The following is a 24,324-nucleotide window of genomic DNA, read 5'->3' on the forward strand; positions in this document are numbered from 1 at the left end:
AATTATGGTTGGTGGCCGGGCCGGGAAGCTTCTTCCTTGGCCTCTATTTTCCCGATTTCGTCGGTCTTGTAAGTCAGTTTATTGACGTAAAACACCTCGCGCCCCTGCACTACCGACGACGTGCCGATGCGCTGCATGCCGTAGGCAAGAAAATATTGGCCATACCAGGGCGAAAGGTAGCCGTCTTCATTGTTCAGGACCTTTTCCTTTTCCGATTTCGGATTGATTTTGAATTTTTCCGTCTCCACCACCACTTTATTGCGACTGATCACCTCGGTATGGATCTCGCCTTCCTGTGGATAAGCCAGTACAAAGTAATCGTCGACCGGCGTCACCTGTACCATTTCCTGTAAATCGAAGCTGGTGAGGTCTTTGATCGTAATGGTGTTATCCCAGATAAATTTTCCGCTCCGGTCGAAGCCGCATACGATGGCATGGGTGTAGCGGTAGCCTTCGAGCGCTCGCGCCACGTACGGGCGCGAAATGCCTCCGGAAATAATCGGGCTAGTGGAGCGCTGATTGGGGTAATACACTTCCGCTACCAACACAATTTCCTTCTCCGTCTGGATCAGCTGGTGCACCAGCAACCGATACCTGAACCGGTTCTCCTTGCCGAGACTTTTCCGCTTCCCGATCTTTTCGAGCACCCGAGCACGGCGCTTGGGTTTCATGTAATTGAAAAAATTCTGCAATTCGGAAAACTCGATGAACTGCGGCTCCTCGGGCGTATCGTCCGAAATGTGGGTCACGTAAAGCCCCTGCGAATACTGGGTACATCCTACGGAATAGTTACCGATCAGGTAAGAATCATTGGGGTTCAACGGGACGATCTGACCGGAAATGAAGCTGTAACGAGGATCGCTTAATGTAGTCTTTTTCAGTAGCTTACCGTCATAATTATAGGTCTTTATTTCAAAAACACAATTCTTCTTCCTGTAAGCATAAGTGATCACGTTGATGTATCCGTCGATCTCATTGATATCCACATTGTTCAGTTCGGTATTCTTTTCAAAAAGACCCGGCAGCACGCGGGTGGTATGGTCGAAAAACGAATGCACGATCACGACCGGCCGTGAGCGGTAATAGCCGGAGACCAGCGCCTTGCTGCCGATCACCTTAAAATGCTGCACATCCACCCCCGAAAGCAGGTTGCCCTTATAAGTATCGATGGAACCGTCGTTGAAATTCAGTTGCAGAAACAGGAACTTGTCGGTATCCGGCTCGGCGAAGAGCCAATAACCGCTTTCGTCGGCCTTGTAAGCCATTACGGGGATGTATCGAAAGTCAAGCTTGTACGAAGTACGCCAAAGGGCTTTCAGCGTCGTATCGTATTTCACAAATTCCCATTGTTCGTTGCGATTCGAAAACTCATTGCCCCTGATTACCGACAAAATACCCCGCTCGCCCAGGCTGAAAACCTCAAATTGCTCGGAAGAAGAAGAACTAGTCGGGATTTCGAGGCGGTCGGATTGTTGCAATTGCGCCCAGGCACCCCAGAGCGGCGCGAACACCAGTAGCAGCATTAATTTCAACCCGGAATAATTTATAGAACGGTTATGCATAACTTCTTCCTTCTGGGGTGTGACACAGATCAATAATTAGCCTAATTTTGCATCCTGCAAGGCTTACATTGCTATTAATATTAGAAATAATTTCACTTAAATAAAAACTTGCGGGAATGTATCTTTTAAAACGAGAAAGCGTTTCCGGAATACCCGATTTTTCATGACAATTGAAGCAATACTTAAAGAGGATATTCAAAAAGCGGTCCAAAAACATTTCCAGCTGGACAATCAGGAGATCCTTCTGCAACCCACCAAGAAAGAATTTGAGGGATTTTACACATTTGTCACTTTTCCTTTGACCAAAGCCGCCCGCAAGGCCCCAGCCGAGATCGGGCAGATCATTGGTGATGAGCTCCTTGCATCTTCATCAGTCGTTGCAGGCTTCAATGTCGTACAGGGATTCCTGAATATCAGTCTCAAAGACAGCACCTGGCTCGACCTGTTCGGCAAGATCTTTACCGATGAAAAATTCGGCTCGCTGCCTTCGAACGGAAAGTCTGTCATGGTGGAATTCTCTTCCCCTAACACCAACAAGCCGCTTCACCTCGGCCATTTGCGCAACAACTTCCTTGGCGATTCGCTTTCGAGGATCCTGAAAGCAAGTGGTTATGATGTGGAAAAAACCTGTTTGGTCAACGACCGCGGTATCCACATTTGCAAGTCGATGCTGGCCTACCGCGAACTGGGCAACGGCGAAACGCCGGAGTCCAGCGGCATTAAAGGCGATCACCTTGCAGGCAAGTATTACGTCTTGTTTGATGTTGAATATAAACAGCAGATCAAGGCACTGGTCGAACAAGGTCTGAGCGAGGAAGAAGCCGCTAAAAGAGCTCCCTGGATTTTGGAAGCGCAGAAGTTGCTTCTGCTTTGGGAAAATAATGACCCGGAAACGGTAGCGCTCTGGCAAAAAATGAACAACTGGGTTTATGAAGGCTTTGCGGAAACTTACAACAAAATCGGCGTGAGTTTCGACAAAACCTATTATGAATCAAACACTTACCTATTAGGCAAGGATATTATCGAGGAAGGACTCCAAAAAGGGGTATTCTTCAAGAAAGCGGACAACTCCGTCTGGATCGACCTTACGAAAGAAGGGCTCGACGAAAAGCTGGTACTCCGCGGCGACGGCACATCCGTCTACATTACGCAGGACCTGGGTACAACCGAGCTAAAAAACAACGATTTCGGCAATGACCGTTACCTGTGGGTGGTAGGTAATGAGCAGGATTATCACTTTAAGGTATTATTTGCCATTTTGAAGCGCCTTGGCCGGACTTACGCCGATGGCTGCTACCACATCAGCTACGGAATGGTGGATTTGCCCTCCGGCAAAATGAAATCCCGCGAAGGCACAGTTGTCGACGCCGATGACCTGGTAGCGCAGATGGTGCAAACCGCTGCCTCTCGTACGCAGGAACTTGGTAAAATCGACGACTTCAACAGCGAAGAAGCCAAACAGCTTTACAACCAGCTCGCATTGGGCGCATTGAAATATTTCCTGCTGAAAGTAGACCCGAAGAAACGAATGCTGTTCAATCCCGAAGAATCAATTGATTTTCAGGGACATACAGGGCCATTTATCCAATACACGTACGCACGTATCCGCTCGATCATGCGCAAGGGTGAGCAGGCGGGCATCCTTGCGGAAATTCCGGGTGACAGCTACGTGATGCACCAGGCCGAACGCGAGCTGGTATTTGCGTTGTCGCAATATCCGGTGAAGGTATTAGCGGCAGCCAACGAGTTCGCCCCGTCACTCATTTCCCAGTATGCATTCGACCTCGCGAAGGTTTATAACCAGTTCTATGCGGAGGTTTCGATCTTCTCCGACCCGGATCCCGAGGCGGTAAAACTGCGCGTCGCATTATCAGGTGCTGTTGCGGAAACGATTCGCAAGGCTTTGGGGTTATTGGGCATAGACGTTCCCGAAAGAATGTAGGAAAATAGTTACCAAAATCTGCTGATCAGTGCGTTTTGGATATGGTAACAACTCAAATATGTGCCAACCGTTTTATTCATATATGTACTAACCATAACCAAAACTACGATGAGCCTTATTAAGACACTTTTCATTATGATTACTTCACTAATTACCGGACTTTTCGTTGATAAATCCGAAATAGCGAGCCGTCCGGAGAATGCTCCTGTTGCAAAGCAAACGCTTTATGATTTCAAGGTAAAGTCGCTGGTAGGCGGCAAAACCGTTGATTTGAGCAAATACAAAGGCAAAAAAGTAGTGATCCTGAATGTGGCTTCCAAATGCGGTTACACGAAGCAGTATGCCGACTGGGAGAAATTCTACAAAGATCACGGCGACAAAGTGGTGGTTTTGGGCTTCCCTGCCAACAACTTCGGTGGACAGGAGCCGGGCACGAGCGATGAAATCGCTACTTTCTGCTCTGCAACCTACGGCGTTACATTCCCGATGTTTGAAAAAGTATCGGTACTCGGCGACGACCAGGCACCTATTTACAAATGGCTGAGCAGCAAAGATTTGAACGGCTGGAACGACAAAGTTCCTACCTGGAATTTCTGTAAATACGTGATCAACGAAAAAGGCGAGCTGACCAACTTCTTCGCCTCCAAAGTATTGCCTACCGACGAGGAATTTACGAAGGCGGTTGGGATTTAATTTTGTAACTGCCGTAGGTCGCTTCCAGAGACGGTCTACGGCAGTTTTACTCACACATAACTACACGCAACTATGAAAGACATTAACGAAGCCCGCCGCTACCTCTCCAATGCCAAAGAAATCCTTCGCGAAAAAGCGATAAAGGAAGATGGATTTTACAAAGACAGAAAGCATGTAAAAATGGCGGGTCATACCGCCTATTCCGGGGTGTTGGTTGCCTTGGACGCAGTTTTTGGGGATAAGAAAAAGGGTAGGAAGAGCGTAGAGTGGTACAAGGAAGAGCTGTCTCAAATTGACAAGAAGATTCTTACGGCATTTGTTGGGGCTTACGACACGCTCCATCTGGCTATGAGCTACGATGGAAACCTTGTTGCCGGCATTTCCCGGGAAGGCCTTGATCTTGCCGAAATAATTATCAACTGGGCCGAGCAAAAAACGGCGGCCTGACATTACCCGATTAATATTACCGAAAATGAATCCCTGGATTGAAGCCGCACGTCCCCGTACATTACCTCTTGCATTATCCTGTATTTTAATGGGCTGCTTCCTGGCTGCGGCCTCGGGGCAATTCAGCTGGCCGGTAGCGGGTCTGAGCGTTCTGACGACGATACTTCTGCAAGTACTTTCCAACTTCGCCAACGATTACGGCGATGCCGTGAATGGGAAGGACACCGAACTCCGGGAAGGGCCGCAGAGGGCTGTGCATTCCGGGCAAATTACGGCTGCCAAAATGCTGCGGGCGATCATTATTTTCTCGGTACTGGCATTGATTTCAGGCATTACCTTGCTGACGATCGCGTTGAAAGGCGCACCAGCCAATACATTCTGGGTGTTTCTGGGCATTGGAATTGCCTGCATTATCGCGGCTATCACCTACACCGCCGGCAAGCGGCCTTATGGCTACGTGGGCCTGGGCGACCTTTCGGTACTGATCTTCTTTGGTTGGGTGGGCGTCATCGGCAGCAACTTCCTGCATACCCATATCTGGAATTGGGGATTGCTCCTGCCGGCAACAAGCTGCGGCCTATTCGCCGTAGGCGTATTGAATATCAACAATATCCGCGACATCGATTCGGACCGCGCGACCGGGAAAAACTCGATTCCCGTACGCATTGGCCGCGAAAAGGCAATTGTATATCACTGGTGCATTCTGCTGATCGGCATGCTTTGCGTGACGGTTTACACGGCGCAGCATTTTTCCAGCTACACCAGCCTTATCTTTTTCCTCAGCTTTCCATTGTTTGTCAAAAACGGTCTGGCCATTTCACGCCTCACCAAAGCAAGCGACCTCGATCCGTACCTGAAACAAATGGCACTTTCGACGCTGCTTTTTGTGATCCTTTTCGGGATTGGAATTGTACTTTGATGCCTATTTCAAGTAAGGTTTGATCGCATTGCCCAGCAGGCTGTAACCTTTTTCATTCGGATGTAAGCCGTCGGAAAATAGCGCTTCGTCGATCTTGCCGTCGGATTTCAGGAATACTTTTCCCGGATTTACAAACATCACATCGGCCTCACCGGTGATCTGTAACAGTTTTTCATTCAATCCCGCTACGCGTTCTTCCTGTTGGCGACGTGGGTAAATGCCCATCATTACAACCTGTGCCTGTGGCTGACGATATTTGATCGCTTCGATCAGCTGCTTCCAGCCCGCCGCGATCTCTTCGTCGCTGTTAAAACCGATATTGTTTGTACCAATATTAATGAAGATCTGTTTAGGCCTAAAACCGTCCAGCTCGCCATGGTAAATGCGCCATAGCACGTTCTCAATGCGGTCCCAGCCGTAGCCCATATTTACCGAATTCTTGCCGAAAGTGCTGCCCCACGACGATTCGCCTACCGCCCTCGGTCCCTTCGGCATACCGCCCCAAAAATGCGTGATCGAGTTGCCGATCACTACCGTTGCAGGTGATGATTTGCTGTTTAGCTCCAACACTTCGGAATGTCGTTTCTCCCAATCATAATTGTGCAGCTCGCGCATTTGGGTTGTCGGACGTGTTGTAGAAACATCACCTGACGGCTCATGCAGGATCTTTCTCAAATGCATTTCGTAGCCATCGGCATATTGCAGCATTCCAAGGTCGGTAGGATGTGTTCCGTCCACAGTCGACTCGTAGGTTTGGCCGAAATCCTCTTTCGGGATCAGATAAATATCCTGAAAGCCCTGTGACTTCAATGCCGCAAAAGCGTCTTTCAATACTTCATTTACCTCTACATAATAATGCTTGCTTTGCGGATTAATATCCTCGTCGGTGTAACCTGCATGCTCCGCGAGCGCAATAGGCACGTCCGGCCGCTTCTTGCGCAATGCAGTAACGGTGTTGATCACCCGTTTCCTAATCTCTTCGGTAGTCAGTCCGAGCTTGGAATCGGGCCTGATCGTCAGATTGGGAAGACAATCCAGTACATAGACTTTCGCGTCGATCTCCGCTACGAGGTCTACAACTTCCTGTTCCAATCTGCCATTTCCTGAAAAACCGAGGTTGATCGTCGGCCGATCCATTTTACGGCCTAATATCGACGTCCAAGCCATTCCCGGCCGGGATGCGCAAGCACCTTGCGCAATAGACGTTCCGTAAATGACGATTGGCTTATCAGGCCTTACAGCGAGCGGCATGAACTCGGTTCCCGCGGGCGTGCCAACTTCCAGCCATTTCACACTATTGTAGAGGGGAAGGAACAAACGATACTCTCTCCCATGCTTATGGTAATTGTCGTTCGGGGCCAGGTTTTTAAAATCGTAGGTAATGGTATCTCCGAATGCATACTTCCCCGCGCACCAGCGCCATTCGCCATCATTGCTTACCGCATACAGATCAACCCCGCTCACACCCGTCGCGGGCATATGCGGGAGCGCGTGCTTGCCTCCGACTGTATAACGGATCTTGATCTCGGAAGAGTTGGCGCGAAACCTGATCATCAATCCGGCCGATTGGTTAGACAAATTCCACACCACATCACGCACCTGCTTTTCAGCACGCGCCGGCAGACGGTCGTACGGATTTTTCAGCTCCTTTGGCCAGGCTTGCCCTTCGACGACAGGAAAAGGTGCAGATTGCGGATTCCACCAAACATACTGGCTATTTTGTGCCAAGACCTGAATACCCAGCAACAGGCACAGGCACACACTTGAAATAGATCTGAAAAGCATAAAAATGAAAACGGACACCGATGTATCGCTACAAAAGTGCCCGTAAGGCTATTTCTCCCGTTTAAGGAAAGATTATTATTTCACGATTACGCCCTCGGCAACAAACGTCAGTTCATCCTTCGGTTCGGTAATTTTCGCAATTTCTTCTTTGCTCTGGCCCGCATCCTGCGCGTAATGCCTCAAATGCTCCGCCGACGCTGTCGTTTTCTTCGCCTCTCCCTCAAAGACCACGGTTTTGCCGGTTATGTCTTTCGGCACAAAAAACGCATAATCCTTGAATACAACGCGCATGGTCTCGCCATTATCCAGGTTCACCTTCATCCAGCAACCTTTTGCCTGGCAAACCGATTCTACGACACCCGTCACTTTGGCCTGCATTTCGTTCTTATCGCCCATCTTAGCCGGAAGCGCCGTCGCTGCAATCGCGCTTTTATCATCAATCTGCTTCCCGAAGTTGCTTTGAGCTTTTGCGAAGGTTATTGTTAATACTAAGCAGAGTATCGAAATAAGTTTTTTCATTTTGATCGAATGTTTAAAAGTGTGCTAATCAACATAAAGTTAACACCTCTCCCAATACAATCAAAACCCCGCTATTCCAACACTTCTACCCAGCCTTTGCAATGATTACCCCGCGGCGTGTCGACTACGTAGAGGTAAGTCCCATTGGCAATTCCCTTCCCCCAATCATTCTTGTAATCAGCCGATTTGAAGATCGATTTGCCCCAGCGGTTGAAAACTTCCAGGGACGACGAGGCGACCGGGACGATAAAAAAGTCGTTCTTCCCGTCGCCGTTGGGGGTAATGACGTTGCTTAATGTAAATGCAGGCTCAGCGCTGATTTTTTTGGACGCCGTAAGCGAGCAGCCGGCTGCATTGTAGGCTGTGAGTGTAATCGTGTATTCCCCCGGGACTTCGTAAATGTAGTTCTTCACCTCCTGGGCAGTCATGGGGTTACCGGTACCCATATTCCACTCGTAGCGCTGCGCATGGCCGCCTTTGCTGGCCAGTGAATAGGAAAACGGCTCGTTACAGGCACCACCGGATTGCACTACTTCAAAATCGGGAGCATAAGACTGGTCGACCTTCACGGTGATCTCGCGAAGCGGTCGGCAGCCGTCCTCATATAAGCCTTCGATGACGTAGGTCGTCGTTTGCGTTGGTTTTACGGTCACGGATTTCCCCATCGTTTCCTGCAAACCGGTTGTAGCATGCCATTTGTATTGCGGGGCCGTGCCCGACACGGTGAGCGTCACAGTCGCGCCCTGGCATACTTCGGTATCAGGCATGTCCACGAAGTCCGCCTTTTTCTCGACGCCTACTTTCACCCGCTCAGTGACTTTGCAGCCCGTAGCATTGCTGATTTCAACCGTGTATTCAGTTGTTTCTTTGACCGTTGCAATCGGCGCGGCGATGCTTGCATTGTTCAACCCGGCGGCCGGTGACCATTTATATTGCGTACCGCCGCTGGCGCTCAGTTTCACCGTGCTGTTTTCACAGACCGTGGTATCCCCTGTTACCTTTGTCGCCAATGTCTCGACAATGATCTTCTTTTCAGCCACATCCATTCGCTTGCAGCTCAACCGGTTGTAGGCCGTAAGGGTCACTGTATATTCCCCCGGTTTCGTAAAAACATATTCCGATTGCCCCTCTTCTCTCGAGATGGTATTTCCATTGACTTCCCAGATATAATCTACCCCGCCTTCGCTCGTATTCACGAATGTCAGTTCCAGCGGCGGGCAACCGCGCAGCACGTCTTTGGTTTGCCCGGCATACACGTCGAAATCCGCTTTCAAACGGTCGATATCAATCTTGAATGCCGCATTGTTACAGTTGTCGCTATTGTTAGTTTCCGACCAGGCCTGGGGCGTGACGGGAAAGTGGCTGCCTCCGCAGGCGCATGTAGCGTGGTAAATCATACCATTTTTATCGAACCGGCTGGTTCCGCCGTCCACATGGTCGCCTTGCAGGCGCGGGTCTCGCGCGAGGCTTCCGAAAAATGTGGCATATAGCAATGATTTTGCGCCTTGTTCTAGAATTGCGATGTAAAAGTTGTTTCCGTTCGTGGTAGGCTGAATAGCATCCTCGGTGACGGGCAGGCCTGTGGTACTGCTGGTCACGTTGTTATTGGTGCCGCTGTTTACATTTCCACCCCAGCCGGCGAGGTAAATATTCCCGCATTCACTCACCAGGAACGCCGTCGGGGAAATATCCGGGGTGCCGCGTCCGGAGCCTATCACCGTCGAGAACAACGATTGCGACAATGAAGCATTCAATGCTTGCACAAACTGCCCGCTTTTTGCATTCTGGTACACGCCCTGGCTGACCGGATAGCTGCCCATCGTAAGACCGTACACATAAACCTGATTGGCCTGATCGATATCCAGCAAATAGGCCCCATCCTGCTTATCGGTTCCAAGGTAAGTCAATGCCGAGAGCTGGTCATTCACAAAACGGGCCACAAAACCGTCCTCGGTCCCTTTCAATGCCTGTTGATAAGCGCCTGTTTTGGTGGGCAGGTTACCGCTTTGCGAAATGCCCGCGGTGTATACTTCTCCACTAGCTGTTACTTTTAATGAATAGGCTGCATCCCATTTATCCCCGCCCAGGTAGGTCGACCATAGTAATTGATCAAGCCCGGCGGAAAGTTTGACCACTACCCCGTCCTGGCCACCTCCCAACTTGCCTTGCGAAGGATTTTTCAGTGGGAAATTGGCTGAATTGGTGGAAGAAACAATATAAACGCGGTCGCTGTTGTCGACTCCTATTTCGCCACGAAAACTATCGCCGTAATTCCGGATCGCCACATCGTCCGTGACGCTCACGCCGTCATTACCGCTTCCTCCCAGAAATGTCGAACCGGTAAGCTGTTTTCCGTCTGTACTGAGCTTTGAGATGAAAAGGTCACTGCCATTGAGCAGGTCGAGGCCCGAGATAGGCGTCATACGCGTTCCTCCGCCAAATGTTGATTGAAATGCCTTCGTTAAGGGATAATCTTTGGAGGAGGTTGTTCCCAGAATGAGCAGTTCTTTTTTACTGTTCACGATCAGGCTGGTAGGCACGTCTGTCGCGTCGCCCCCCAGGAAAGTAGCATACAGGAGGTCCGAACCGGCGGGGTTGAACTTCATGATCGAAACATCGACAAATCCAGCAAATTTGACCTGAAATGCACCCGTCGTCGCGGGGAAATTATTACCGAACACCGTGCCGCCGGAATAGAGGTTACCTTCATCGTCATACGTCGCGGTGTGGCCCCAGTTGTCGACCATTGAACCCGAGTAGGTCGAGAAAATCAGTTCCGGGTCGATCGTAAGCGGCAATGCTTTGTTATAACCGGCAGGCAGTTCGAAATGCGCGATATGATCTTCGGACATGCGAAATGCAGAAGCCACCTCCGCAGTGCGGGCATTGCTGCCCGTTTGAAATGAATACGGCTGGGCTTCTTTGATATCCCCCACCGAAGTTTTAATCACAATCTGTCCTGATTCATTCAAAGACACCTCCTCAGCGCCTTTATACTGAAAACTGATCCGGGAAGCGTCGGCCCCGGGCTTGACAATGAATTCATATTTCAGCTTCGCCTGGTTGAGGTAAATGCGGAGGTCGATATCGGGGTAAATATTTTCATATACAACCTCTTCAAAACCCTTCACACCGCTCGCCCAGTTTTTGGCATCATTTCCGAGAAAGTAATTAAAATGCCCTTTGCCTTCCTTTAAAGGCTTATATCGCACATTCGGAGATGCATGGAGGAACGATACTTCCACCCCGTGCGCGCGCAGGTCAGGTACGCTCGCGTCCCCCCGTGCACCCGGCGCCTGAGTGTGTCCCTTCGCGTGCATTGCGGAGATTTTCGAGCCCTCATACAATACGTAAAGCAGTGAATGCGATTTCAAAAACAGGAACCCGCCCGGAATGGCGGCGCGGAAACGGACGTCACTGTCCCATTGCCCCTTGTTTTCGATAAAATATGCCGAAGCAGCCTGCGAATGGTCGGCTGTGCGGACGATGATCAGAAACGATATGAAGAGAAGCCGTAAAGTTTTCTGCATAGTCCGCGCGGCATGTTTTTTCTATTTGAACGCAGAAACCGAGATGATATTTTTACAAAATTCGTATTCCTGCTGCACATTTGAACCCAGTAAAACCAACTGGTTCTGTGTATTATCCATTACGTGATCGAGGTACCAATTGATGCCTTGCACGTCCAGATTTGTTGTTGGCTCATCCAGAAAAACCACTGGCACATCCGACAGGAATGCCAGCCCCAGTTTCACCCGCTGCTTCATACCCGACGAAAAATGCCGGATAATCTTCCCGCTCGCATGAGGCAGTTGGATAAAATCCTCAAAATCTCTCGCCGAAATGCCGTTTTTAAAGGGCTTGAACTTGTTATGAAATTCGATCTGCTCCCGCAACGTAAACTCCTCGATCAGTTCCAGATAAGGCGCCGCGATGACAAGGTGTTTATACCAATGGTCGGTTTCGATTTCCTTACCGGTAACGTCGGTATAAGCGATTTTTCCTTCCGAAACCGGGATCACACCCGTTAACAGTTGTAACAATGTAGATTTCCCGCTTCCATTCGGGCCCACAAATACATATTTCTCGCCAGCAGCGAGTTCGAAGCTGGCGTTTCTGACAATCCACTCTTTGATGAACTTCTTGCCTATTTTCTCGACTGTAATCCGCACAGGTTTTCTTTAATATTCTTATTTATTTGCTGCCGTAGTAGTCCCAAACGGCCTTCGCGATGCGGGCGATCACCAGCTCGCGCGTATCCATGTTCGCGGCAGCGTCGGAAACGAACACTACGACCGCAATGTCCTTTCCATTGGGCAGCCTGATAATCCCCGCATCGTTGGTTGCTGCGGATATTCCTTTGTCATTTGTGCCCGAAGTGCCCGTTTTGTGCGCCACTTCCGTGCCTTTTGGAAGCAACCCTTTTATCCTTTTTAATCCGGTAGGCCCTTCCACCATCATTTTCCAAAGATAATCATGGCTCGCTTTCGACAGCTTTCTACGCTCATACGCGATTTGCAGCAATTGCAGGTAGGCCGAGGGGCGGGCATAGTTGGTATACTGCACGTCCCAGCCTGCTTTCATTTCCTTTTCGGTCGCTACGATCGCAATATCTTTCACGCCCAACGAATGAATATACTCATTCACTTTTTTAGTGCCGCCGGCGAGCTCGAAAAGAATGTCGCATGCATTGTTGTCGCTTTCAGAAACCGAGTAGCTCAGGAGTTCGCCGATCGTAATGTCGAAATCCTGGTTCGGACGTTTGTCGCGCATCGGGCTGTGCGTCTCCGGGTCGAGCCCGGCACTTTTTACGTGAATTTTCTGGTTGATTTTATATTTCCCCTTATCCACCAGATCCAGCACCGCTATTGCCAGCGGAAATTTAAACGTGCTCTGCATGGGAAACTTATGTTCCTGGTTCATCAGCAGCGTTTCCCTTGTCTTTAAATCCATTACCCCCACGCCCACAATGCCTTTTGCGTCCTTACTAATGGTCTCGATTTCAGATTTGAGTTTTGCCTGCTGGGCAAATGCGAGGATTGGAAATAGTAGTATTAAAACTAAAATCCGGGCAAATCTGATCATAGGAATCGTTTTAGGCTTGATAATCTCTGATTAATTGTGACCGGTGCGCTCGGATCTTCGGTCTTCGATCGTCAGTTTTACTAATTCAATGCGCGTATCCTGTACGGAAACGATCTGAAAAGAATACGGCGGCATTTCGACAACTTCGTTTTCATCGGGCAAATCGCCGTAGAAGTGGATCAGCATACCGGCGACGGTGTCGTAGTCTCCTTCCGGAAGCTCCCAGCCATATTTTTCATTCAGGTAATCGAGCTCATGACGTGCGCTGAGCATATAGGTGTGTTCGTCGAGCTGGCGTTCCGTCCAGTCTTCCGTCGTATCGTATTCATCCTGGATTTCCCCGAAAATCTGCTCTACCACGTCCTCTACGCTCACCAGGCCCGATGTCCCGCCGAATTCGTCCACTACCAACGCAATACTCCTGCGCTCTTCCAGAAAGCGCAGCATCAGGTCGCGCGCAGCCATGGCTTCGGGCACGATCAGAATGGGCGTAATGATGCTGCTGATCTCCTTGGGCTTTTTAAACAACGACAATGCATGGCAGTAGCCCAGCACCTCGTCCACCGATTCTTTATGTACAATGATTTTGGAGTGACCGCTGGTGAGAAAGGCCGTCCGCAAATCCTCGATGCTCGCATTCACATTCACGGCCGATATTTCCGTGCGCGGAATCATACAATCCCTGATTCGCAAATCTTTGAAGTCCAATGCATTGATAAACATCTTTTCCTCAATACTGTGGTCGTCGAAATCGGGATCATCGGCGGATATGATGTCGTCACGTAATGAAGGCGACAGAATATTTTCTTTCACAAACGGCTCGATCACCCAATACAGCGGCGTCATCAGCCACTCACCGAACCTAACCGGAAATGCTTTTAAATCGAGCACCTTTGGAAAACTCCGGCCGATTTTGACCCAACTCGAATAGCAGACCATCCACAAAACTGCCATCGCCGCAAAAAGCAGGGCGATTAGCAACCAATTCTGCGTTCCTGTGTTCAGTTCAAACAAAGGAAAAACGGTGATTACACCCATAAAGCAGCCTAATGCAACGGCCAGCAGGCGGATCATCCTCAGAATGCGACGCCAGTAGAGCGTTTGCTCCACCTGCTCGTTTTTTTCATGGCGGAGCGAATACCGGTCGATCCACACATCCAGCAACACCGACCGCACGGCCCCGTAGTAGCCCGCCAGCATGAAGAATATGATGGTCGTAACCAGGAGTATCAGGTTCATTTCTTCGGATTTTTACCAGGTTTGGAATGGACCAACGGACTGGTGGATTTTTTAGATACAGCCTCCGGCTCCCCTGCCTGTTTCGCAAGCGTGGCAGCTTTCAACCGGCTGAATTGGAATAGCAAAAAGCAAACAATGCACAACAGTAACAGCCAGTAGCTTTCTAACAGCCCGGCGCGCCGGAATTCGAGCACCCAAAGCACCAGAAAGCCGAATGCGAGGGCCAGGAAAATCGTCCGGATCAGTTTGGAATTCATTCGTGAAGGTTCTTCTTAAACATGCGGGTCTGCGGCCCCATTTTTTGCAATGATTTTCAAAGATACACAGATTGCGCCAAAACGGTCAATGCTGGATTAATCTTCGTTTCAACCCATAATAAACCATACATAACTCGGTCATTTCGCCCTAAAATAGCTAACTTGCGAAGATTGCCGTACAATTCAGGGCCGACACTTGAATTGTAAAATTAATTCTTGAAAAAATATCCTTTATTACTATGAGCGAAACGACAAAACGCTTTGCACCCGGTGTTGTAACCGGCGATGGAGTTAGTGAAATTTTCCGCCACGCCAACGAAAACAACTATGCCCTTCCGGCGGTTAACGTGGTAGGTACCAACTCGGTAAATGCGGTCCTGGAAACAGCCAAAGCGGTTAACAGCCCTGTCATTGTACAGTTTTCGAATGGCGGTGCTATATTTTATGCAGGAAAAAGCCTTTCAAATGCCAACCAGCAAGCGGCTATCGCAGGCGGTATCTCGGGTGCGATGCACGTACACCAGATGGCGGCATTGTACGAAGTTCCGGTGATCCTTCACACGGACCACTGCGCTAAGAAACTCCTTCCCTGGATCGACGGTTTGCTGGATGCTGGCGAGCGTTATTTCGACCAATACGGTAAGCCATTGTACAGCTCGCACATGCTCGACCTTTCGGAGGAGCCTATCGAGGAAAACATCGAGATCTGCGCTAAATATTTTGAGCGTATGGCGAAACTCGGAATGACACTTGAAATCGAACTTGGCGTGACCGGCGGCGAAGAAGACGGTGTTGATAACTCAGATGTTGACAGCTCGAAACTGTACACGCAGCCTGAGGAAGTGGCATTCGCTTACGAAGAACTTTCTAAAATCTCCCCTAACTTCACCATTGCAGCTGCATTCGGTAATGTTCACGGGGTATACAAGCCAGGTAATGTGAAGTTGGAGCCGAAAATCCTTCGCAACTCACAAGAGTACATCAAACAGAAATTCGGAACCGGCGACCTGCCTGTTAACTTCGTATTCCACGGAGGATCAGGCTCATCCCGCGAAGAAATCCGCGAAGCGATCGAATACGGTGCGATCAAAATGAACATCGACACCGACATGCAATGGTCGACCTGGGAAGGTGTTCTCAACTATTACAAAGCGAAAGAAGGCTACCTGCAATCCCAACTCGGCAACCCCGAAGGCGCAGACTCGCCAAACAAAAAATACTACGATCCACGCGTATGGCTACGCAAAGGCGAAGAGAGCATGATCTCGCGTCTGAAAGTGGCGTTCGAAGATTTGAACTGCATTAACCAGTTGGGGTAATCGGTTTTCTGATTTTGACATTAAGTAAAAAAGCAACCTTCACCGGTTGCTTTTTTGTGTTATCAGCGCTTAACTCTCCACCATCATCCGCTTCCGGTGCGCGACACCCCAATCCCGCAGTGTCGCGATCACGACTTTCAGCGAATGCCCGTACTCCGTCAGCGAATACTCCACAACCACCGGAATAGAATCATAAACCGTCCGCTTCACAAGGTCGTTCGATTCCAGTTCACGCAGCTCTTTCGAGAGCATTTTGTCGGTAATGCCCGGCACTTCCTTCGCGATTTGCGAGAAGCGTTTGTTACCGAACATAAGGGATATAATGATAGGCAGCTTCCATTTGCCGCTGAGTACTTCCAATGCGTCGCGTACGGGGAGGATGCTTTTGGTGCATTCGTCCAGGGTGTGCGGGTGCGATTCCTTTGTCTTTTCCATAGCTGATTTTTTCACTATCCTTTTGTATACTACTTACAAATGTATAGCAAATTTAATTAAGTTTGCATGTCGATTCGTAAACGGCACACCAAACTTAGATAAAAATGAGCGAGTTAATAGAAAAATTGAACTGGCGCTATGCTACCAAGCGCATGAATGGCCAGACAATCCCCCAGGAAAAACTGGACAATATCCTTGAAGCGATCAAACTGGCACCTTCTTCGGTAGGTTTGCAACCTTACAATATCGTGATCGTAGAAGATAAAGCACTGAAAGACAGAATATATCATGAAGCCGCGACCCGCCAGGCGCAAATACCGGACGCTTCACATTTGTTGATTTTCGCGGTGTGGGAGAAGCTGACTTCGCAGCATGTAGAGGATTATCTCAAACTTGTTGCCTCGACCCGCAATGTGAGCATGGAATCGCTGGCAGGTTTTCACAGCAGCATTAATGGCGGTATCCTCAGCCGCAGCGAGGATGTAAATTTCGACTGGTCTGCACGCCAGGCTTACATTGCCCTGGGCCACGGGCTGGTGGCTGCCGCTACCGAAGAGGTGGATGCTACGCCGATGGAAGGCTTCGACGCAGCCAAGGTAGATGAAATCCTCGGACTTCGCGAAAAAGGTCTGCGCAGCGTGGTGATCCTCGCATTGGGCTACCGCGACGCGGAAAAAGACCCTTATGTGCATGCGAAGAAAGTGCGCCGGGCGCATGAAGAACTTTTTATATCGATATAGGCTTTTGTTTTAGTGGCTTTTAGGTACCACGGATAACAACGCGGCAGACCGCGAATTAACACGAATGTTATGAAAGTTGAAATATGGAGTGATGTAATGTGCCCGTTTTGCTATATCGGCAAGAGGCGCTTCGAGCATGCGCTGGCAGAATTTCCGCAGCGGGACCAGATTCAAGTGGAATGGAAAAGTTTTCAGCTGAACCCTCAGATGAAAACCGAACCCGGCAAGAGCATTAACGAATACCTGGCCGAAACGAAAGGCTGGACGCCCGATTATGCGGCACAAATGAATGATCATGTGACCAATATGGCCGCAGAAGTGGGTTTGGAATATAATATGGACAAAGCCGTGCTCGCGAACTCGTTCGATGCGCACCGGTTTTTGCAATTTGCCAAAACAAAAGGGCTGGGCGACGCCGCTGAGGAACAATTGTTCAAAGCCTATTTTACGGATGGTAAGAACACGGCCGATCACAATACGCTGGTAGAACTGGGCACCGCAATAGGCCTCGACGCCACTGAGCTGAGAGCGGTACTCGAAGGGACGCGTTTCAGCGAGGACGTGCGCAGGGATGTGTACGAAGCACAGCAGGTTGGTGCGCGAGGCGTTCCGTTCTTCGTGCTGGATCGCAAATATGCGGTTTCAGGAGCACAACACACCGAAACTTTCCTTGGGGCTTTGCAGCAATCGTTCGGCGAGTGGGAAAAGGCGAATCCGAAACCGCTCGTGAGCCTGGCCGATGGTGCGAATTGTACCGTCGACGGCGAGTGTGACTAAGTCAAAAATATCTGTTTGAAAGCGGCATACCGGAACTCCGGCATGCCGCTTTTTTGTTGCCCGCCACATCGCTGGTACGGTTCTATAAGTAAAGTGAATAGCGGTGGTCAGGATTGTCATGTAATTTGTGCTAATTGCGCTAATTTGTTGCACAACATACCTGCCCTCTAACCACCGCTATCAGCACTTTACACCCGACTATATGCGTTTTCTGGCATTCTTGATGCTTTTACTGGCAGTGCAACAATTCTCCCGGGCCGGTGGGATCAGGGGCCGCATTACGACAAAAAACGGCGAGGCTCTTCCCTACGCGGGCATTGCGGTGAAAGGCACGAGCAACGGCACGATGGCCAATGAAGAAGGTGAATATGAATTCAGCCTCGCGCCCGGCAATTATGAGATCATTTTTCAGTATTTGGGTTTTAAAAGCATTTCCAAAACGCTCACAATCGGCAACAATTTCACCGAACTGAACGTGACCATGGAAGAGCAGGCACTCAGCTTACAGGAAGCCACCGTCGGCAAATCGAAGGAAGATCCGGCATACAGCATTATGCGGCGGGCTATTGCCAAAGCACGTTTTCACCAGTTGCAGGTACGAGGTTATACGGCGAAAGTATATTCAAGAAGTACGGGCGTAGCCACCAAGATCCCTTTCCTGCTTCAAAAAAGGTTGAAAAAAGAGGGCGTGCAGCAAGGTAAAGCCATTCTGAACGAAAGCGTGGCGGAGATCAAATACCGGCGCCCCAACAATTACAGCCAGCGCATTATTTCCACACGCAACAGCCTCGACAACAGCATTCCTTCCCCGAACGAGTACATTCTCGCCAGTTTGTACAGCCCTGAAATAGCCGGCACGATTTCTCCATTATCCCCCAAATCTTTTGCCTATTACAAATTTGAATACGAAGGCTATTTCGAAGAAAGAGGCCAGATCGTCAATAAAATAAAGGTTATCCCAAAAGCTTACGGCGAAGGGGTTTTTAAGGGAAGCCTGTTTATACTTGAAGACCGTTGGGCAATCCATAGCTACGACTTGCAAACTACAACCAGCGGCTTGAACATTTCGGCCAAACAGCTATTCAGTCCGGTGCAGGGCGCCTGGATTCCGGTCAATCAACAGTTCCGGCTGAATGGTAGCTACCTTGGCTTCGCGGGTGAATTCCGTTACCTGGTTTCATTAACCTACGAGAAACTCGACGTAGATCCCGGCCTGCGGGAAGACATCAACATTGCCGATCATAAAAAAGAAGATGCCCCCAAAGTAAAAGGTGGCAAAGATCTCGAAAACCTAATCCAGGCACAGAAGGAGTTTTCAACCAAAAATTTCAGAAAACTCACCAAACAATACGAAAAACAGCAGAAAAAAGAACAAAAAGAACAGCTGGGCAACGACCGGCTCGTGCGGCAGGATTCCATCGTGATCGATTCGATGGCGAACAAGCGCGACACTATTTACTGGCAGACGTTGCGCCCCATCCCGCTGACAAAATCGGAAGTTTCGAGCTATGTCACCCAGGATAGCATCAAAGTCGTCAAGGACTCTGTCAGGGTCAAAACAAAACCTGACTCGACACATTTCAAACCTGTGCACCTGATCCTCGGCAATACTTACGCGCTCGGAAAACGAAATTCTTTCTATTTCAAAAGTCCGTTGCTATCCATCAGCTATAATTCTGTCGAAGGAAACGCGATTAACTTCATCACCGAATGGCAGAAGCGATGGGGTAAATCGGCGTATTTCAGTCTGCGGCCTTTGGTGCGCTATTCTTTTGGCCGAAAGCGGCTGTACGGAAATCTCGAAACGAATATCGGCGGGAGAAACTGGAATCTGGGACTTTCCGGCGGAGAAATGGCGTCGCAGATTAACAATCGTGACCCTATCCCACCCTTGCCCAACAGTATTGCCGCTCGCTTTGTCGACCGCAGCCTGATGAAGGTCTACCAGAAACAATACGGCCATATCCAATACACGCTCCGCAATATCGGCGACGTACTGAGCCTGAACGCAAGCCTGGATTTTGAACATCGTAAGGAGCTTTTCAACCAGGAAAGCGCGCGACCGATTATTTTCTGGAATCAATTCGGGTTTACGCCTAACAGGCCGGTTAACCGCGAGTTGGATAACACCGGTTTTGCAGAACATAATGCCTGGATATTCGATATTACCGCCACATTGCGGCCGTGGAGAAGATACCTGATCAGAAATGGCGAAAAACGCTATTTGAGAAGTCGGGGGCCGGCTTTTATTGTCAATTACAAAAGTGGGCTGGGCTTTCTGGGAGATTCCGATTATTCGTTATTGCAAGGTACCATCCGGCAGGATTTGAGCCTCGGGCCGCGCAGCAACCTCGAATATCTGATCAACGGCGGTGGTTTCTTAAGCACAAAAAAGATGTACTTTCCGGACTATCAGCACTTCATGGGCAACGAATTCTTCTTCCAGTATGTCTACCCACCCGATCAGTTCCGGATGTTGCCCTATTACCGTTACAGTACTTCGAAGTGGTTTTTCCAGACACATTTAACCTGGACCATGCAGCATTTCCTGCTCACACGCATACAGGCATTGCGCGTAACCGGCATTTCGGAGACGTTGCAGCTGCATTATCTGCGTGTACCCACAATGCGAAACTATTCAGAAGCGGTTTATGGAATTGATAATATCATGCGGATCGTCCGCTTGGAGGCCGTCGCGCAATTCCATGGCTCCCATTTCCAGGGGATGGGATGGCGCGTCGGTGCCTCTTTTCGGTTCGGACGGTAACTATTTCACTTTTGAAGCCTTGAAACGCGGAGCGGTTTTCGGAACCGTAGGCCAGGTATTGTTATCAACTTCGATATCAGCCATGCGCTGGCTCGGGTCGATCACGATCGTCTGAATGTCGGCAATGTTCCGGTCAATGGTGAAGGAATATTCAGGATAAGTCCAGCCCCAGTCAGCCATTTGCGTGGTTTTAGAATACCATTTCTCAGCCTTTTCGCCGCGCATAATTTCGAGCGGAATGTAAAAATTCTCCTGTGTTCCGTCCTTATAGCTCACGACCACATCCAGCGGCATGGGCATTTGCCCGATCCTTTCCAGCACCACATCGGTTTTGCCGGCATTAGCCAACACTTCACGGATGCCGTAATCGATCGTCTTGGTTGTTCCCACAAAATTCTCCCAAAACCAATCCAATTCCAGGCCCGATTCCTTTTCCATAATGCGTTTCAAATCGGTCGGATTGGGATGTTTGAACTTCCATTCGGCGTAATATCGCTTTATGGCGCGCTGAAATATTTCCTTACCCATAATATAATTCAGCTGGTTAAGGAAAACCGCGCCCTTGTTATAGCTGGCAATGCTGTATGCTTTGTTGGTATTGTAATGATCGGCGTGCGTAGTAAGCGGCTCTTCCGTTCCCGACTTCACTAAACTGCGGTAGCTGGTGGTAGCAGCGCGTTGCGGATCGCCTTTCGAAGGAAACAACTCGCCCATCACAATATTTTGCGCATAGGTCGTAAAACCTTCATCCATCCATGGGTATTTGGATTCATTGGTTCCCAAAACCCCCTGAAACCAGCTGTGGATCGATTCATGCACCGTCACGCTCGTCAATGCGTGGAGGTTCAGCCGACCGGTGATCAGCGTCGCCATCGGGTACTCCATTCCGCCATCGCCGCCCTGGATCACCGAATATTGTTTGTAGGGATAGCGTCCAAACTGCTCGTTCATGATCTTGAACGAACGCACCGCGAGCGGCTCCATTTGCTTCCAAACATTGGCCAGCGTATCGGTCTGATAGAAGAAATGCAGGTCAAGGTTATCATCCACTTTCACGACATCGTGCTGATAATCGCGGTCGGCTGCCCACATAAAGTCGTGAACGTCCGGCGCTACGAAATGCCAGGTAAGGCGCTCGCCCGGTTTGTGCGTCACATTTTTATTGGAATACCCGTGACCGATTTTGTCAGGGTTCTGCAGATAGCCCGTTCCGGCAATGGTGTAGGCCGCATCCATCGTAATTTTGACATCGAAATCACCCCAGATTCCGTAGAATTCGCGACCGATGTAAGGATTGGCGTGCCATCCTTCATAATCGTATTCCGACATTTTGGGATACCACTGCGCCATCGAGTAGTCGATGCCCTCGTTGTTGTTACGGCCCGTGCGACGAATTTGTAACGGCACCTGTGCTTCGAATTCCATTTCGAAAGTATGGTTCGACTTCGGAAGGATTTTCTCGTTGAGAGTTACTTCCAGAATCGTCCCTACCACCTCGTATTTCAGCGATTTGCCATTCTGTTTCAGCGAAAGCACTTTTTCATAGCCGATTTCCGAAGGCGATAATTTGGAAATACGGTCCTTCACCCTTGAATCCGGGTCGCTGATGGAGCGCGAGCGCACGTCCATCTGGCTGCCTGGCTGGAATGCATTCAGGTATAAATGATAAAATACCTTTTGAAGCGTGTCGGGAGAATTATTAGTGTAGACGAGTTTTTGGGTGCCCTTGTACTGGTGTTTGACCGCATCAAAATCAATTTCCATCTGATACTTCGCGCGCTGCTGCCAACGGTCACTTTGTGCTGAAACCCGGAACGCAAGCGCGACCAGCAATAGCACAGATAAATTAAACTTCATTAGAACATTAGTAATTTGATTAAACCGCAAATTAACGGAATCCCTTGAAACTGTGCATCATTCTCCACAAAAAACCTCATTTTTAAGCGATTCCAGCCGTTTAGGGCATTTGGAGCGGCTGTGAGATGCTGGCACATATTTGGTAACTATTGAATCAGAAATCAATAATTAAAAACCTAAATACTTGTCAATCATGCTTAGATGGACCGTAATATTTCTCGTCATCGCTATCATTGCCGGTATCCTTGGATTCGGCGGAATAGCCGCAGGTGCAGCCGGAATTGCTAAAATTCTTTTCTTCGTATTCCTCGTTCTTTTCGTGTTGAGCTTACTAAGCCGCGGAGTCGGGCGATCCTGACATTTTACAAAAACACCACATATAAAAAAAGCGGACGATGTCCGCTTTTTTTATATTCGTTATTCCCATTCGATGGTAGCCGGCGGTTTCGAAGAAATGTCGTAAACGACCCTGTTCACCCCTTTTACCTTATTGATAATGTCATTCGAAACTTCCGCGAGGAAATCGTACGGCAAATGCGCCCAGTCGGCTGTCATACCGTCAACCGAAGTTACGGCCCGCAGCGCGACTACGCGCTCGTATGTACGCTCATCGCCCATAACGCCTACACTCTGCACAGGCAGGAGCATGGCACCGGCCTGCCAAACGTCTTTATAAAGATCCCATTTGCGGAGACCTCCGATGAAGATAGCGTCCACTTCCTGCAAAATCGCCACTTTCTCGGCAGTGATTTCTCCCAAAATACGGATCGCCAGGCCTGGGCCCGGGAACGGGTGACGGCCCAGTATCTTCTCGTCAATTCCCAGTGTACGTCCAACCGCCCTTACCTCGTCTTTGAACAGTGTATTCAGCGGTTCGACAATTTTCAATTTCATAAAATCGGGCAAACCACCCACGTTGTGGTGCGATTTGATGGTAGCCGAAGGTCCCTTCACCGAAACGGATTCGATTACGTCGGGATAAATAGTACCCTGGCCAAGCCATTTCACGTCTTCGATCAGATGCGCTTCCTGATCGAAAATATCGATGAACGACTTTCCAATCGCCTTGCGCTTCGCTTCCGGATCACTTAGCCCGTCGAGTGACTGGTAAAAGTGCGATTTAGAATCGACACCTTTGATATTGAGGCCCATATCCTGGTAAGAATGGAGCACCTGCTCAAATTCATCCTTACGCAAAAGGCCGTTATCAACGAAAATACAATATAAATTCTGACCGATCGCGTGGTGCACCAGCGTTGCGGCAACCGTAGAATCCACACCTCCCGACAATGCCATTACAACCTTGTCATCGCCTAGTTTTTGACGAAGCTGGTCGATGGTGTGCTCCACAAATGACTCGGACGTCCACTCCTGCTTGCAACCGCAAATGTTAACAACGAAGTTATGCAACAGCTTTTTGCCTTCGGTGGTGTGTGTAACCTCCGGGTGGAACTGGATACCGTAAGTGAGTTCGTCCTCCACCTTGAATGCCGCCACCTTTACGGATTCCGTGGAAGCGATCACGTGGAAGTTCTGAGGCGCGCGGACGATCGTGTCACCGTGTGACATCCAGACTTGCGAGGATTCCGACAAACCTGCGAGCAATGAAGAATCGGTATCATCGATTTCCAGGCGTGCACGGCCGTATTCGCGGTGTTGTGAAGGTTTCACATCGCCGCCCAGCTCCTGTGCGAGCAATTGCGCACCGTAGCATACGCCCAGCAGGGGTAGTATTTTGCGAAATTTGTCGAGATCGATCCGGGGAGAGTCTTCGTCCCTTACCGAACAGGGGCTTCCTGAGAGAATGACGCCTTTGACGTTGGGAGTGAGTTCGGGGAAGTTGTTGTATGGGTGGATTTCACAATAAACATTCAGTTCGCGAACTCTGCGTGCAATTAACTGGGTGTACTGCGAGCCAAAATCTAAAATCAGAATTTGTTCAGTCATATATATATGCTATCTAAAACGCAAAGGTAGGGAG

20 protein-coding genes are annotated in these 24,324 nt (G+C 49.4%); 9 read left to right on the top strand and 11 right to left on the bottom strand.

Translation table 11 applies throughout. The annotated features are described in order from the left end of the window. Positions 1-2: 2 nt before the first annotated feature. Positions 3-1,562, bottom strand: a complete 1,560-nt coding sequence (locus IEY24_RS21685; RefSeq protein ID WP_229222860.1) for a hypothetical protein — start codon at positions 1,560-1,562, stop codon at positions 3-5. Between the two features lie 163 nt (positions 1,563-1,725). On the opposite strand from IEY24_RS21685, the gene argS reads away from it, so the two are divergent. From argS to IEY24_RS21705, 4 genes are all read left to right on the top strand, one after another. Further along, positions 1,726-3,504 carry an arginine--tRNA ligase gene (gene argS, locus IEY24_RS21690; protein WP_188935958.1) on the top strand — a complete coding sequence of 593 codons (1,779 nt, stop codon included), beginning with the start codon at positions 1,726-1,728 and terminating at the stop codon, positions 3,502-3,504. A 135-nt stretch (positions 3,505-3,639) separates the two neighbouring features. Continuing rightward, positions 3,640-4,197 (top strand): glutathione peroxidase, encoded by a 558-nt coding sequence (locus IEY24_RS21695; RefSeq protein WP_229222862.1) that lies wholly within the window; start codon positions 3,640-3,642, stop codon positions 4,195-4,197. 72 nt (positions 4,198-4,269) lie between these two features. Further along, entirely contained in the window at positions 4,270-4,644 is a 375-nt protein-coding gene (locus IEY24_RS21700) for a DUF5618 family protein (protein ID WP_188935962.1), read from the top strand. A 25-nt stretch (positions 4,645-4,669) separates the two neighbouring features. Then, on the top strand, positions 4,670-5,563 hold the full coding sequence (locus IEY24_RS21705; RefSeq protein WP_188935964.1) for a 1,4-dihydroxy-2-naphthoate polyprenyltransferase: 894 nt from the start codon (positions 4,670-4,672) through the stop codon (positions 5,561-5,563). Between the two features lie 3 nt (positions 5,564-5,566). On the opposite strand, the gene IEY24_RS21710 is transcribed toward IEY24_RS21705, so the two are convergent. From IEY24_RS21710 to IEY24_RS21740, 7 genes are all read right to left on the bottom strand, one after another. Further along, positions 5,567-7,348, bottom strand: coding sequence for an SGNH/GDSL hydrolase family protein (locus IEY24_RS21710; protein WP_188935966.1), 1,782 nt, complete (start codon positions 7,346-7,348; stop codon positions 5,567-5,569). A 75-nt stretch (positions 7,349-7,423) separates the two neighbouring features. Beyond that, a complete protein-coding gene (locus IEY24_RS21715) occupies positions 7,424-7,867 on the bottom strand; it encodes a DUF4920 domain-containing protein (RefSeq protein WP_188935968.1) in 444 nt (147 codons plus the stop codon). A 71-nt stretch (positions 7,868-7,938) separates the two neighbouring features. Next, positions 7,939-11,397: a DUF7948 domain-containing protein gene (locus IEY24_RS21720; protein ID WP_188935970.1), complete on the bottom strand. Its 3,459-nt coding sequence runs from the start codon at positions 11,395-11,397 to the stop codon at positions 7,939-7,941. Positions 11,398-11,418: 21 nt separating this feature from the next. After that, positions 11,419-12,039 (bottom strand): ABC transporter ATP-binding protein, encoded by a 621-nt coding sequence (locus IEY24_RS21725; protein WP_188935972.1) that lies wholly within the window; start codon positions 12,037-12,039, stop codon positions 11,419-11,421. Between the two features lie 22 nt (positions 12,040-12,061). Next, on the bottom strand, positions 12,062-12,952 hold the full coding sequence (gene bla, locus IEY24_RS21730; protein ID WP_229222872.1) for a class A beta-lactamase, subclass A2: 891 nt from the start codon (positions 12,950-12,952) through the stop codon (positions 12,062-12,064). Positions 12,953-12,982: 30 nt separating this feature from the next. Beyond that, a complete protein-coding gene (locus IEY24_RS21735) occupies positions 12,983-14,191 on the bottom strand; it encodes a hemolysin family protein (RefSeq protein ID WP_188935973.1) in 1,209 nt (402 codons plus the stop codon). Further along, the gene (locus IEY24_RS21740; protein ID WP_188935975.1) at positions 14,188-14,448 is read right to left on the bottom strand and encodes a hypothetical protein; all 261 of its coding nucleotides are present in this window, start codon (positions 14,446-14,448) and stop codon (positions 14,188-14,190) included. The genes IEY24_RS21735 and IEY24_RS21740 overlap by 4 nt, the downstream gene beginning before the upstream one ends. 239 nt (positions 14,449-14,687) lie before the next feature. Between IEY24_RS21740 and fbaA the strand changes: the two genes are divergently transcribed. Further along, a complete protein-coding gene (fbaA, locus tag IEY24_RS21745; protein ID WP_106597385.1) occupies positions 14,688-15,767 on the top strand; it encodes a class II fructose-bisphosphate aldolase in 1,080 nt (359 codons plus the stop codon). A 69-nt stretch (positions 15,768-15,836) separates the two neighbouring features. On the opposite strand, the gene IEY24_RS21750 is transcribed toward fbaA, so the two are convergent. Continuing rightward, positions 15,837-16,202: a winged helix-turn-helix transcriptional regulator gene (locus tag IEY24_RS21750; RefSeq protein WP_188935977.1), complete on the bottom strand. Its 366-nt coding sequence runs from the start codon at positions 16,200-16,202 to the stop codon at positions 15,837-15,839. A gap of 104 nt (positions 16,203-16,306) precedes the next feature. Here IEY24_RS21750 and IEY24_RS21755 point away from each other — a divergent pair, with 104 nt between their 5' ends. The 3 genes from IEY24_RS21755 (at position 16,307) to IEY24_RS21765 (ending at position 20,486) form a co-directional block, all read left to right on the top strand. Further along, positions 16,307-16,942 carry an NAD(P)H-dependent oxidoreductase gene (locus IEY24_RS21755; RefSeq protein WP_188935979.1) on the top strand — a complete coding sequence of 212 codons (636 nt, stop codon included), beginning with the start codon at positions 16,307-16,309 and terminating at the stop codon, positions 16,940-16,942. Between the two features lie 69 nt (positions 16,943-17,011). After that, on the top strand, positions 17,012-17,719 hold the full coding sequence (locus IEY24_RS21760; RefSeq protein ID WP_188935981.1) for a DsbA family oxidoreductase: 708 nt from the start codon (positions 17,012-17,014) through the stop codon (positions 17,717-17,719). A 202-nt stretch (positions 17,720-17,921) separates the two neighbouring features. Next, positions 17,922-20,486 carry a DUF5686 and carboxypeptidase regulatory-like domain-containing protein gene (locus IEY24_RS21765; protein WP_188935982.1) on the top strand — a complete coding sequence of 855 codons (2,565 nt, stop codon included), beginning with the start codon at positions 17,922-17,924 and terminating at the stop codon, positions 20,484-20,486. On the opposite strand, the gene IEY24_RS21770 is transcribed toward IEY24_RS21765, so the two are convergent. Next, on the bottom strand, positions 20,487-22,343 hold the full coding sequence (locus IEY24_RS21770; RefSeq protein ID WP_188935985.1) for a M1 family metallopeptidase: 1,857 nt from the start codon (positions 22,341-22,343) through the stop codon (positions 20,487-20,489). Between the two features lie 193 nt (positions 22,344-22,536). Between IEY24_RS21770 and IEY24_RS21775 the strand changes: the two genes are divergently transcribed. Next, positions 22,537-22,701: a DUF1328 family protein gene (locus IEY24_RS21775; protein WP_083769210.1), complete on the top strand. Its 165-nt coding sequence runs from the start codon at positions 22,537-22,539 to the stop codon at positions 22,699-22,701. A gap of 59 nt (positions 22,702-22,760) precedes the next feature. On the opposite strand, the gene guaA is transcribed toward IEY24_RS21775, so the two are convergent. Beyond that, entirely contained in the window at positions 22,761-24,290 is a 1,530-nt protein-coding gene (gene guaA / locus IEY24_RS21780; protein ID WP_188935987.1) for a glutamine-hydrolyzing GMP synthase, read from the bottom strand. Positions 24,291-24,324 lie beyond the last annotated feature (34 nt).

This window comes from Dyadobacter endophyticus (genome assembly GCF_014641595.1).
GTDB lineage: Bacteria > Bacteroidota > Bacteroidia > Cytophagales > Spirosomataceae > Dyadobacter > Dyadobacter endophyticus.